The sequence below is a fragment of the bacterium genome (assembly GCA_018830565.1).
GTDB lineage: Bacteria > UBA9089 > JAHJRX01 > JAHJRX01 > JAHJRX01 > JAHJRX01.
In genome coordinates this window covers 13,728-26,190 of the sequence record JAHJRX010000003.1, presented here as the reverse complement: position 1 = coordinate 26,190, position 12,463 = coordinate 13,728, and the positions used below count along the sequence as shown (strand labels likewise).

Sequence of the window (12,463 nt, the reverse complement as noted above, 5' to 3'; positions counted from 1 at the left end):
GTCCGTTCTTGCTTAGTTCTTTTTATCTATTTTTTCTATGATTCTCTTAAGTACATAGCGGCTTCTTCAGGCGAGGTTGGATTTATATAAAAACCAGAACCCCACTCAAAACCAGCTACATTTACTAACTTAGGAATAATCTCTATATGCCAATGATAATCTTCTAAATCTTCTCGTAAAGTAGCAGGTATATTGTGGAGAATATAATTATAAGCAGGATTAGAAAGAGCATTCTTAATCTTAGCTAAAGTAGTCTTTAAGATCTTAGCTAAGTCTACTACTTCCGCAGAAGCAATTGAACTAAAGTCAGCTTTATGTTTCTTAGGAATAATCCAAACTTCAAAAGGAAATCGAGAAGCATAAGGAGTAAAAGATAAAAAATGTTCACTTTCTAAGACCACTCTCTCTTTTGTCTTGATCTCCTGACGAATAATATCGCAAAAGATACATCTTTCTTTATATCGATAATATTGCAAAGACCCCTTTAATTCTTCTTTGACTCTTTTAGGAACAATAGGCGTAGCTATTAATTGAGAATGGGGATGAGACATGCTTGCTCCGGCTACTTGGCCATAATTTTTAAAAATTAAGACGTACTTAAAGCGAGAATCTTTCTTTAAGTCAATAATCCGATCCCGATAAGCCCAGATAATCTTTTCTACATAATGATTATCTAAATCTGATGGAGTTTTAAAATGATCAGGAGAATCAATAATCACCTCATGGGCACCAATACCATTCATCCTATCATAAATTCCCACCGCTTGTCGATCTAATTCTCCTTCAATGCGAAGAGCAGGGAATTTATTAGGTACCACCCTTGTCCACCACCCCCGTTTATCAGGAAGAGTACTTTTTTCTCGATAAGCTATTATTTCTGACGGCGTAAATTCTTCATTTCCTGGACAAAAAGGACAATTTTTAGCATCTGTGTCTAAATTATCAACTTTAAAATCTGAAGGCCTTTTCCCTCTTTCTGTAGCAATAATAACCCAACGTCCTACAATAGGATCCCTTCTTAATTCAGGCATAAACTCTCCTTTCACTTAAATTAAATATAAATAATATAATATAGAGCACTTATTAATGAAAATTTGACATAGAGCAAATTAATTTGAGGACAAACAAGTTTATCTTTTATTACTCGGTATTATTTCCTATGTCCGGTTTTCGTTAATAACTACTATAATATAACATATATAAGACAAACATCTAAACTTAAATATTTATCTTAAGTTAAGCTTTTCTTGACTTTTTTCTTTAAGCACTTCATCTGCTTCCTCAGCAGTTAGTAAATTTGTTATTTTTGAAACTAATTCTTTAGCTTCTTTTAAGGTAGTCTTTCTAATGATCTCTTTAATCTCAGCGACACAGGAAACACTCATGCTAAACTTATCTAAACCCATACCTAAAAGAAGAAGGGCATACAAAGGATCGCCAGCCATTTCTCCACACATCCCTACCCAAATTCCTTCCTTATGGGCAGCTTCAATAACAAATTTGATTAATCGTAAAATAGCAGGATGAGAAGACGTGTATAAATAAGCTACTCTTTCATTCCCTCGATCCACCGCCAAAGTATATTGAATTAAATCATTAGTTCCGATACTGAAAAAATTTACTTCCTTGGCTAAAATATCTGCACATAGAGCGGCAGAAGGAGTCTCGATCATTATTCCTATCTCCATCTGCTCATCAAAAGGTACTCTTTCTTTTTTTAATTCTATCTTTACTTCTTCTAAAGCCTTTTTTAGTTGATGAATTTCATCTAAAGAGGTAATCATAGGAAACATAATCTTTACTTGGCCATAATTACTTGCTTTAAAGATAGCCCTAAGTTGTTTTTTAAAAATATCGGGGAATTTTAAACAAAACCTTATTGCTCTTAAGCCTAAGGAAGGATTTACTTCTTCAGAAAAATTAAAATGGGTAGCTAATTTATCTCCACCTAGATCAATAGTCCGAATAATTGTCGTAAAAGGATTCATTTTGGAAACTATTTTTTTATATTCTTCAAACTGCTCTTCTTCAGAAGGAAACTCACTTCGATCTAAGAACATGAACTCTGTCCTATAAATACCAATACCTTCCGCTCCGTAATTTTTCACAAATTCTACTTCTTCTGAAATTTCAATATTAGCCGTAATTTCTACTCTATAGCCATCTAATGTTTGAGCAGGTAAATCTCTTAAGGAGGTTAACCCCTCAATAAATTCACTTAACTTCTTCTTTTGTTCTTGGTACTCTTTTAAAGTCTCTTCATTGGGATTGACAATAACAATTCCATGAAGACCATCAACAATTAATAAATCCCCGTTTTGAACCCAGGTAGTAATATCCTTTATCCCTAATACCGCTGGAATTTTTAAAGCTCGGGCCATAATGGCGGTATGAGAAGTCTTCCCTCCAACTTCAGTTACAAAACTAATTATTTTACTCTTTTGTATTTGGACGGTATCGGAAGGAGATAAAGTGTGAGTGACTACAATTACTTCCTCTTGAATATCACTTAAAGAAACCTTCTTTGTATTTTCTAAGTTACGCAATATCTTTCTTCCAATGCCATAGATATCAGAAACCCGCTCTCTTAAATAATCATCATCTAAGGCATTAAAACTAGAAGTTAAATCTTCTAGGACTTCCCATAAGGCATATTCTATATTAACTTTTTCTTTCTTTACCTTCTGAATTACTTCGATAATCAAGAAAGGATCTTCTAGGACTAAAAGATAAACTTTAAAAATATCGACATATTCTTTACTTATCTCATTACTTATTTTCCTCTTTACCTCTAATATTTCATTCTTAGTTCTTTGCACTGCTTCTTTAAATCTTTCAACCTCTTCTTCTACCTGAGATTCAGAAACTTGATAATGGTCAATCTTAATCTTTTCAACCTCATACAAAAAAGCTTTTCCTATGGCAATTCCGGAAGAGGCAGCAATCCCAGGGTATAGCATTTGTCACTCCTCGTTAAACTTACTTTCTATTAAAACAGTTAGCTCTTCTAAAGCTTCTCTCTCATCTTTTCCTTTAGCCTCTATTAAGATCTCTTGGTTATAAGCTGCCGCAATCATCATTACACCCATAATGCTTTTACCATTTACTCTTCTATTGCCTCCTACGGCTTTAACTAATATTTCTGATTCATGCTTATTGGCTGTTTGGACAAACAAAGCTGCTGCTCTGGCATGTAAGCCTAATTTATTCTTAATCATTAATTTTTTCTTCATTATAAGATAATAAATCCTTTAAGCTATTGTCAGATACCACTAAATTTTTTCAAATTCCTAGACAATAAAATGAGCAATTAGTATACTAAAACCAATAAATAAAGTAAAGAGCAAAGAAACTCTTTTCAGGTATCTAATAGCAATAGCCATAGAGATACTAAAGACTAAAAAGATAATTTTAGAGATAAATTTCATATTTTCAGGTAGAATAAAGACCTCATGAAAATTAATTAAAAAAATCATTCCAAAGCCAATTAAGAACATCGCTACTTTTTGAGCTATGAAGATAATCTTTTGAACAGGAAAACTACAAATCCGATCAATAGCTTTTTCACCCCATTGGTATCCTTTCTTTATTCCTAAATATCTTACTGGTAAATGAATTAAATTATAAGCTAATAAAAATACCACTGGACCCCATTCATTAAAACCCCAAAAGACTAACATTACTCCCACTAAACCAAATAGTGGCTTCAAAGTTGCCCAAAATAAGCTATCTCCTAATGCTCCAAAAGGACCCATTAATTTTGTCTTTAAATCTATGGCCTTACTTAAATCTTGCTTACCTTCTTTGACTGCTTTTTCTTCTTCTGAGATCACTATACCTAAAGAAATCGAAGCTAAATAAGGATGGGTATTAAAAAAATCTAAATGCCTCATGATAAACTTTTTTCGGCTTTCTATTTCTGGATATAACTTCTTACCGATAGGAAAAATAGCATAAGCAAAACCAATGTTTAACATCCGCTCAAAATTCCACACTGCCTGGAAACACAAAGTTCTAAAAGCAACTTTTAGTAAATCAAAACCACTGATAAGTTTTTTATCCATTCTTGCCTTCGTCTATAAAAATACCTTATAGCACTTATTAATGAAAATTTGACATAGAGCAAATTAATTGAGTGCCAACGAGTTTATCTTTTATTGCTCGGTATTATTTCCTATGTCTAGTTTTCGTTAATAACTACTATAAATAATCTTACTTAATAATGACTACTTTCCCAAGGGTTTTCTTATTATTCTTACTTTTTCCAGCAAGTAAGTATAAGCCACTGGAAATAGAACTATCAACTTTCCAAATGATCCTTCCGTAAGCATCAGCGAGGGAAAGTTCTTTAACAAACTCTCCGGAAGTAGTAAATATCTTTATAGAACTATAAGGAAATAAATTTTCTATGGTAATCCCACTATTATAACTTCCTGTCTTCTCAAGATAATCGTTAGGGATAAAAGGATTAGGATAAATGACCACCTTTTCTTGGTTCGAATAAATTTCTTCACTTTGAAGATACTTTAAGATAGTGATGTTTTTCCCTTCTACCTCTCCTTCTCCAATTATCCATCCCTTAGTGAGGGTAGGAAAATGTATTCCTTGAAATTTTTTATCACAGTATTTAAGAGAAATATCTTTATCTTTTTCCCAAGTTTCTCCGCCATTTAAAGTAAGGTATAAGTTACCTCTATTACCCGCAGCATACCCAAGATTATTAGTGACCAAGAATATCTTATTAAGATTTTCTTGGGATAACTTCTTCTCATAGTTTTGGTTTTTCCAACTATTTCCATAATCACTGGAAAGCAAGATAGTATTATCAGTGCCTACTACCCAAGCATTGTAACTACTTAAGGCTATACTATTATAGCAAGCTAATGAATAATCTTTTCCCGAATGCCCTTTTTTCTTAGGACTTACCTCTTTCCAGGTAACCCCTCCATCATCAGAGAAATAGACAAGCCCAAAATTATCAACATCATTTTTACCTTCATAATTATAACCTGTAACCCAGACATCCTTATGGCCATTAACTAAACTAATACTTAGACTAGTAAGATGCTTATACCTCTTTTCTTTAAAGACGTTTACTTCAGTTAGGTCTATTTTATTATTATCTTTCTTATTATCATCAACATATCGGTATAAAAAACCTTCATGCTTATACCCATTATCCACATCTTGATAATTATAATCAGTATTCTTATACCTTCCTCCTATCAAGAAGCCTTTATAAGCATCCCCTTCTTGATAAATAAAGATATCTCTCCAGACTTCATGTCCGTTTGTTCTATCTTCCTCTGCCTGAAAATTTATTTCACTCCAACTATTTCCTCCATCGCTTGTCTTAGCTATAGTTCTATGAGTGCCTATTACCCAGCCATTATCTTTATCGATAAAGAAGACTTTATAAAGTCTTTCCCCCATCCAAAAAACCCATTTGCCCTTTTCTAATATTTTCTTGGGAGTAATATCCTGCCAATTTTTCCCTCCATCTGTAGTCTTAAGAATATAAGCAACATTATCATTAATTGTATCATCGCTAGTCTTAACATTTACTTGGTAACCTACAGCCCAACCATTATTTTCATCACAAAAATATACAGAATGAAGGGCAGCTTTATTTTTATCTGCCAAATAAGTTCCTTGTTCTTCGTAGCTATTAGTCAAGGCCAAAGACGGAAAAAATATTAAACTTATTACAAAGAGATAGATAATAGCTAATATATTCATCTTAATTTAATAAGAAAACTTGTAACCGTTCAACTAATTTCAAAAATAACTGTCCCTTATCCAATAGATAATGAAAAATTAAAAAGATAGTTTAGTGCTTTGGCGGTAAAAACTAATTTTTCATTCTTTCATTAAGCATTTTTTATTGGACAGGGCCCATTTTGCAGTTTTTCTTCCCCTGTTTTGCTGTAGCCTGAACGATTACGAAAACTTACATACCAAGTTAAGAAAGAACCAAAAAGAACCCTTTTTAATTAACTGCAGCTTGAACGTTTACGAAAACTTACATACCAAGGCTAAGATAAAACCAATAAAATAATAAGATAACAATCCTTTGGTAAAAAACATATTAATTACGAAAACTTACATACCAAGGCTAAGATAAAACCAATAATAAGATAAGATAACAATCTTTTGGTAAAAAACATATTAATAGCGATGGCTACTCCCAAAAGAGGAAGTAAAGTTTTAGCCAATAAAAGTCCTTTAACAACTTTCGCTGGTAACCAACTAATAAGAAGGATAGTAGGATAAAAGAGAAATAAGATGGAAAAGAAACAAAGGCTAAATCCTAACCAGAAGTGATAAGAGATGCATTTCCAATTAAGTATACTTACTGCCCAAAGTTTTCCTTCATTCACATGGCTAATCACTGCTCGAGCTATCTTTTTATTTAAGATATTTCTAGTTAATATCTCCAATCTTCCATAGATTGAACCTAAGATAAAAGCTTCTATGATCACGATGATAATTAAAATATTTATTTCTACCACCATTGTTTTTTTTATCAGTAAGCATAAAGAAACACCCACCGTGGAAGGCAAAGAAACATTAGGTGGCAACGAAGCACCCATGGGTAAAGTATTTAACCACAAAAGTTCTAATAAAACTCCAATGACTAAACCTAAGTTTAAGCCTTCTCCTGGACACCCCAAAAGATATCCTAAAAAGTATCCAACCAGAGGAGCGGTAACTAATGGTCTTGAAATCATAGTTTGGGCAAAAACAGTGGTATCTAAATTAATAAGCCCTCCTATAATTCCTATATAAATAATATTAAATAAATTTTCCATATATAACTATTTCCATATATAACTATATAAATATAACTATATAAATTCAGCGATCAGCTTTTAGCTTTTATAAGGCATTGCGGCACAAAAAGATAAAAAGGCGGTAAAGGAAAGACTTTTTTGTCTTGATTTTATGGTCAAAACTTCCTGCTGGCACCCGACGGCTAAACGCTTACATAATATTAAATAAATTTTCCATTTTTTAAGACTTCCATAAAGTCTACCTTTTCGTCACCTGGTAAAAGTCGATACTCAATTTCAATTCCCAAAAGAGATAATTCTTTAAAAACTTCGATTTTTTCATTATCAAGAAAGACTGTAGGTAAAATTTCCCTTTTTTTTTCCGATTTTCTTAAGCCACCTAAGTTGACGCTACAAATCTTAAATCCACCTTTTATCACTTTTAACACATCTGTAGGATTAGAAAAAAGCAACATCGCTCTCTTATTTTTTACTACCCGAGTTAATTTCTCAATAGCTTCTTCTATTGAGAATATTAAGACTTTAGCTTCCACGGGAATGGCTATCTTTATTAAATTTTGCTGTGTTTTATCCTTAGCTACTTCATCATTAATGACAATGTAGAGCTGAAAACCAATCACTCTGCCCCAGCCTACCACCACTTGTCCATGAATAAGGCGATCATCAATCCGAGCAATTAAAAGTTGTTTACTCATTCTTGGTTATTATCTCTTTTAAGTTCTTAATACTTTTTACTCCAGCTAACATAACTAATTTGACGACCTCATTAAAATTAGATAATTTTCTATGAACCATAATATCTAATAACATCGCTATGTTTAAACCAGTAATGACCACTATTTTTTCTTTATCTAATATTTCAGCACAAGCATTACAACAACTTCCCCCTAATAAATCAGTAAAGACCACCACTCCTCCTCCAGAATCTACTTTCTTAATGGCTGAAATAATCTTCTTTTTTAGATCTTCTAAATCTTCATGAGAAAAAAATGTTACTGGAGTAATATCTTCTTGATGCCCCATAATAGAAATAGCTGTTTCTATTAAAATTTCTGATAAATTTTGGTGGCTAACCACCACCACTCCAATCATAATTTTACTCCTTTTAGTCTAATAAATAAAAAAAGAAGCTCTTAGGTTCCTAATTCCCAACTAGCTAAATACTTCTTTTGTTCCTCCGTTAATTCATCAATAGACATTCCCATAGAACTTAACTTAATAAAAGCAATGTCTTCATCTATCTCTTGAGGAATAACATAGACTTTATTTTTAAGTTTACCTTTATTTTCCTTCATATATTGAGCACTTAGAGATTGGTTAGCAAAGCTCATATCCATTACCGAAGAAGGATGCCCCTCGGCAGAAGATAAATTAACTAACCTTCCTTCAGCTAAAAGATAGATCTTTTTTTCATCTTTTAAAGTAAATTCTTCTACAAACTCTCTAACTGTTCTTCTTGACTTAGAAATACTTTCCAGAGTGGGAATATCAATCTCTACATTAAAATGACCTGAATTAGCTAAGATAGCCTTATCCTTCATTACTTCAAAATGTTCTCTTCTAATCACATTAATATCGCCAGTTACGGTAACAAATATATCTCCAATCTTTGAAGCTTCCATAATAGGCATTACTTGAAAACCTTCCATTAAAGCTTCCAGAGCTTTGACGGGATTAACTTCGGTCACGATCACCTTAGCTCCTGCGCCTTTAGCTCGCATCGCCACTCCTTTACCGCACCACCCATAACCACAAACTACAAAGTTTTTGCCGGAAAGTAAAACATTAGTAGCTCGAAGAATACCATCAATAGTACTTTGTCCTGTCCCGTAACGATTATCAAATAGATGCTTAGTCATTGCCTCATTAACTGCAATTACTGGAAACATTAAAGCATCTCTAGCCTCTAAACTCTTCAGTCGAATTACCCCGGTGGTAGTTTCTTCTGTTCCTCCCATCATCTTTTTAGCTAAATCAGGCATCTCTTTATGAATGATCGAGACTAAATCTGCCCCATCATCCATAGTTATATCAGGTTTAATTTCTAAGGTACTGTAAATATGGCGGTAGTAAGTCTCGTTGCTTTCTCCTTTAATGGCAAAGACAGGTATTCCAAGGTCTAAAACAATACTAGCCGCGACATCATCTTGAGTAGAAAGAGGGTTAGAAGCACATAGCACTACTTCTGCTCCACCTTCCTTTAAAGTATCAACTAAATTAGCAGTCTCGGAGGTTACATGAAGACAAGCAGCAATCTTAACCCCAGCTAAAGGTTTTTCTTTCTTAAACCGCTCTTTAATGATACTTAAGACCGACATTTCTCTCGCCGCCCACTTTATTCGCTGTCTTCCCTTACTCGCTAAATTTATATCTGCTACATCATATTGTTGAGTAGACATTTTTTACCATCTCCTTTTAATTATTTAATAAACTTTTTGTTCGTTTTTAAGCTTGAGATTTCTTTTTAAGTAAGTTCAGCTATAGCTATCAGCTAACGTTAATAAAATCAAGGAGTAACGTCTCTGAAAAAATATGCACCTCTTTCTTTAACTGGACTTATTCCTAATTAAAGCTGATACTTGAATGCTTACTTTTTTAATTTATTATAAGCTAAAGGCTGATCTTAAAACTTCTACCATATTATTTTTTTCCCAGGTAAACTCCTTTTCATCTCTTCCAAAATGGCCATAACAAGCTGTCTTTTTATAAATAGGTCGTCTTAAATCTAATGTTTCAATAATTCCTTTTGGGGTCAGATTGAACATTTTTTTGACTACTTTTTCTAAATCTTCTTCTGGGACTCTAGCACTACCCTTAGTGTTGATCATTACCGAAACTGGCTCAGCTACTCCAATAGCATAAGCAATTTGCACCTCGCAACGATCAGCTAAGCCTGCCGCAACAATATTTTTAGCCACATAACGAGCCATATATGAGCCCGAACGGTCTACTTTAGTAGGGTCTTTTCCGGAAAAACAACCTCCTCCGTGATTACCCATGCCTCCATAAGTATCGACAATAATCTTTCTTCCAGTTAAACCGGTATCTCCTTGAGGACCTCCGATCACAAATCTGCCGGTAGGATTTATATAATACTTTGTTTCTTCATCTAAAAGCTCAGCTGAAATCACTTTTCTAATTACCTTCTCTAAAATATTCTCTCTAATTACTTCATAAGAGATTCCTGGATTATGCTGAGCTGAGATCACGACACTATCCACTCTAACTGGCTTACCTTCAAAGTATTCAACCGTAACTTGAGACTTTCCATCAGGACGCAAAAAAGCAATATCTTTATTTTTTCGTACCTCAGCTAACCGTTTAGTTAATTTATGAGCTAAGATAATAGGCATCGGCATAAATTCTGGTGTTTCGTTAGTAGCATAGCCAAACATCATTCCTTGATCTCCTGCTCCATCCCGATCCACACCTAAGGCTATATCTGGAGACTGCTCATCAATAGCTACCACCACAGCACAACTTTCGTAATCAAAACCATAATCTGCATCGGTATAACCAATATCTTTAATTACACTTCTAGCAATTTTAGGAATCTCTACGTAGCAGGTAGTGGTAATTTCTCCACAAATAAAAGCCATCCCAGTAGCAACTGTAGTTTCGCAAGCTACTCTTCCCATCTTGTCTCGTTCCATAACCGCATCTAAAACGCTATCTGATATCTGATCAGCTATCTTGTCAGGATGTCCTTCGGTTACTGATTCTGAAGTAAACAAATACCTTCTTTTCATAATTATACCTTATCTCCTTTCTAAATTATCTGATGGAAATTTCTACCTCCATCTTTTCTTCCTACGAGCAGCCTCCATCTTCTTTTTTCTTCTTTCGCTTGGTTTTTCATAAAAAGCTCTCTTCTTTAACTCTGACAATATGCCAGCTTTTTGACATTCTTTCTTAAATCTTCTTAAGACATTTTCAAAAGATTCATTATCTCTTACGAATACCTCAGCCATCTTCATCCCCCCTCTCTAAAAGTAAACTAGATCCAAATAAATCAAATTTAAATTAAATTTTTAAAACTTAATAAACCTTGATAAGCTTACCATTACCCTGGTGGCCAATGTAATTTCCTACCACCTAAAAGATGAAAATGGATATGAAATACTTCTTGGCCGGCATTTTTATTGCAGTTTAAAATTACTCTAAATCCTTCCTTGTCAATATAATTTTCTTTAGCTAATTTATTTCCTACCCAATAAATATGGCCAATTAATTCTTTATCCTCTTCTTCTATCTCTAAGATAGTCGAGATATGTTTTTTAGGAATAATTAAGATATGAAGAGGAGCTTTAGGGTTTACATCTAAAAAGGCCATTACTTTTTCATCTTCATAAGCGATGTTACTCTTAATCTCTTTAGAAATTATTTTACAAAATAAGCAATCAGGCATAATTTCTCCCTATATCACAGCGATAATACATTCCTTCAAAATTAATCTTTTTCACTGCCTGATAAGCCTTTTCTTTAGCTTCTAAAATATCTTCACCTAATGCTGTTACTCCTAAGACTCTTCCTCCGTTAGTCACTATCTTATCTCCTTCTCTCCTAGTGCCCGCATGAAAAATAATCACCTCATTATCTTCTATCTCCAATCCTTCAATCTCTTTTCCTTTTTTAACTGTCTCCGGATATCCAGAAGAAGCTAAAACTACACAAAGACAAGATTTTAAACGCCACCTTACCTTTATTTCTTTAATCCTTCCTTCTAAGCAAGCTTCAATTATCTCTATTAAATCTGTTTCTAATCGAGGTAAAAGCACTTGAGCCTCAGGGTCGCCTAAACGAGCATTGTATTCTAATACCTTAACCTCTTCTTTAGTCTTAATTAATCCTAAGTAAAGTACGCCTACATAAGCCCGGCCTTCATTTCTTAATCCTGCTACGGTAGGTAACAAGATCTCTTCTTTTATCTTTTTTAATAACTGATCATCTACCAAAGGAAAAGGTGAGTAAGCTCCCATCCCTCCAGTATTTGGACCTTTATCTCCATCAAGGAGACGTTTATGATCTCGCGCCGAAGGCAAACAGATGGCATCCTGACCATCACAAAAAGCTAATAAAGAAATCTCCTCTCCTTCTTCAAAATCCTCAATGATTATCTTAGGATTATCCTGACTAAATATCTTTTTTACTAAAATATCATCAATAGCCTGGGTAGCTTCTTCTTTGCCTTGGCAAATAAAGACACCTTTACCAGCAGCTAAACCATCATATTTAACCACTAAAGGATAATTATGTTCTTCGAGATACTTTATAGCCTTTTGAGCATCTTCAAATATCTTATATCTTGGAGTAGGTATCTGGTGACGAACCATAAATTCTTTAGCAAAGGCTTTACTTCCTTCGATCATCGCGGCTGCTTTTTGGGGACCAAATATCTTTAAACCATCTTTTTTAAAATAATCTACTATCCCATCGACTAAAGGGGTTTCAGACCCTACAATAGTAAGGTCAATCTTTTCTTGATTTACCACCTCTTTAATCTTTTTAAGATAACCTTCTTCTCCAAGATTAATGTTTAGACAACAAGCTATCTTAGCTAAGCCTCCATTTCCAGGAATAGCATAAATCTGCTCTACTTTTTTACTTTGTTTAAGTTGATAACAAATAGCATGCTCTCGACCTCCAGAACCAATCACCAAGACTCTCAT

The 12,463-nt window shown here is 33.7% G+C and carries 13 protein-coding genes; all 13 read right to left on the bottom strand.

Annotated features, from left to right (window positions below):
* Positions 1 to 35: 35 nt before the first annotated feature.
* Positions 36 to 1,031, bottom strand: a complete 996-nt coding sequence (galT, locus tag KJ849_00235) for a galactose-1-phosphate uridylyltransferase (protein ID MBU2599005.1) — start codon at positions 1,029 to 1,031, stop codon at positions 36 to 38.
* A 195-nt stretch (positions 1,032 to 1,226) separates the two neighbouring features.
* Complete coding sequence (ptsP, locus tag KJ849_00230; protein ID MBU2599004.1) at positions 1,227 to 2,960, bottom strand: phosphoenolpyruvate--protein phosphotransferase; 1,734 nt, start codon at positions 2,958 to 2,960, stop codon at positions 1,227 to 1,229.
* Positions 2,961 to 2,963: 3 nt separating this feature from the next.
* Positions 2,964 to 3,236, bottom strand: a complete 273-nt coding sequence (locus tag KJ849_00225; protein ID MBU2599003.1) for an HPr family phosphocarrier protein — start codon at positions 3,234 to 3,236, stop codon at positions 2,964 to 2,966.
* Between the two features lie 54 nt (positions 3,237 to 3,290).
* A complete protein-coding gene (locus tag KJ849_00220) occupies positions 3,291 to 4,064 on the bottom strand; it encodes a PTS system mannose/fructose/sorbose family transporter subunit IID (protein MBU2599002.1) in 774 nt (257 codons plus the stop codon).
* Between the two features lie 148 nt (positions 4,065 to 4,212).
* Positions 4,213 to 5,739 (bottom strand): hypothetical protein, encoded by a 1,527-nt coding sequence (locus KJ849_00215; protein ID MBU2599001.1) that lies wholly within the window; start codon positions 5,737 to 5,739, stop codon positions 4,213 to 4,215.
* A gap of 353 nt (positions 5,740 to 6,092) precedes the next feature.
* On the bottom strand, positions 6,093 to 6,812 hold the full coding sequence (locus tag KJ849_00210) for a PTS sugar transporter subunit IIC (protein MBU2599000.1): 720 nt from the start codon (positions 6,810 to 6,812) through the stop codon (positions 6,093 to 6,095).
* Positions 6,813 to 6,994: 182 nt separating this feature from the next.
* Positions 6,995 to 7,489, bottom strand: coding sequence for a PTS sugar transporter subunit IIB (locus KJ849_00205; protein ID MBU2598999.1), 495 nt, complete (start codon positions 7,487 to 7,489; stop codon positions 6,995 to 6,997).
* Positions 7,482 to 7,886 carry a PTS mannose transporter subunit IIAB gene (locus KJ849_00200; protein MBU2598998.1) on the bottom strand — a complete coding sequence of 135 codons (405 nt, stop codon included), beginning with the start codon at positions 7,884 to 7,886 and terminating at the stop codon, positions 7,482 to 7,484. Before KJ849_00200 ends, KJ849_00205 begins: the two co-directional genes overlap by 8 nt.
* Positions 7,887 to 7,927: 41 nt before the next feature.
* Positions 7,928 to 9,193, bottom strand: a complete 1,266-nt coding sequence (gene ahcY, locus KJ849_00195; protein MBU2598997.1) for an adenosylhomocysteinase — start codon at positions 9,191 to 9,193, stop codon at positions 7,928 to 7,930.
* Positions 9,194 to 9,397: 204 nt separating this feature from the next.
* Complete coding sequence (gene metK / locus KJ849_00190; GenBank protein ID MBU2598996.1) at positions 9,398 to 10,543, bottom strand: methionine adenosyltransferase; 1,146 nt, start codon at positions 10,541 to 10,543, stop codon at positions 9,398 to 9,400.
* Between the two features lie 42 nt (positions 10,544 to 10,585).
* On the bottom strand, positions 10,586 to 10,765 hold the full coding sequence (gene rpsU, locus KJ849_00185; protein ID MBU2598995.1) for a 30S ribosomal protein S21: 180 nt from the start codon (positions 10,763 to 10,765) through the stop codon (positions 10,586 to 10,588).
* 92 nt (positions 10,766 to 10,857) lie between these two features.
* Positions 10,858 to 11,202 (bottom strand): histidine triad nucleotide-binding protein, encoded by a 345-nt coding sequence (locus tag KJ849_00180; GenBank protein MBU2598994.1) that lies wholly within the window; start codon positions 11,200 to 11,202, stop codon positions 10,858 to 10,860.
* Positions 11,195 to 12,463, bottom strand: a complete 1,269-nt coding sequence (gene purD / locus KJ849_00175) for a phosphoribosylamine--glycine ligase (protein MBU2598993.1) — start codon at positions 12,461 to 12,463, stop codon at positions 11,195 to 11,197. The genes KJ849_00180 and purD overlap by 8 nt, the downstream gene beginning before the upstream one ends.

Bases quoted from the DNA above. Each gene is read 5' to 3' on its own strand.
- galT (MBU2599005.1), bottom strand. From the start codon at position 1,031: ATGCCTGAATTAAGAAGGGATCCTATTGTAGGACGTTGGGTTATTATT.
- ptsP (MBU2599004.1), bottom strand. From the start codon at position 2,960: ATGCTATACCCTGGGATTGCTGCCTCTTCCGGAATTGCCATAGGAAAA.
- KJ849_00220 (MBU2599002.1), bottom strand. From the start codon at position 4,064: ATGGATAAAAAACTTATCAGTGGTTTTGATTTACTAAAAGTTGCTTTT.
- KJ849_00215 (MBU2599001.1), bottom strand. From the start codon at position 5,739: ATGAATATATTAGCTATTATCTATCTCTTTGTAATAAGTTTAATATTT.
- KJ849_00210 (MBU2599000.1), bottom strand. From the start codon at position 6,812: ATGGAAAATTTATTTAATATTATTTATATAGGAATTATAGGAGGGCTT.
- KJ849_00205 (MBU2598999.1), bottom strand. From the start codon at position 7,489: ATGAGTAAACAACTTTTAATTGCTCGGATTGATGATCGCCTTATTCAT.
- KJ849_00200 (MBU2598998.1), bottom strand. From the start codon at position 7,886: ATGATTGGAGTGGTGGTGGTTAGCCACCAAAATTTATCAGAAATTTTA.
- ahcY (MBU2598997.1), bottom strand. From the start codon at position 9,193: ATGTCTACTCAACAATATGATGTAGCAGATATAAATTTAGCGAGTAAG.
- metK (MBU2598996.1), bottom strand. From the start codon at position 10,543: ATGAAAAGAAGGTATTTGTTTACTTCAGAATCAGTAACCGAAGGACAT.
- rpsU (MBU2598995.1), bottom strand. From the start codon at position 10,765: ATGGCTGAGGTATTCGTAAGAGATAATGAATCTTTTGAAAATGTCTTA.
- KJ849_00180 (MBU2598994.1), bottom strand. From the start codon at position 11,202: ATGCCTGATTGCTTATTTTGTAAAATAATTTCTAAAGAGATTAAGAGT.
- purD (MBU2598993.1), bottom strand. From the start codon at position 12,463: ATGAGAGTCTTGGTGATTGGTTCTGGAGGTCGAGAGCATGCTATTTGT.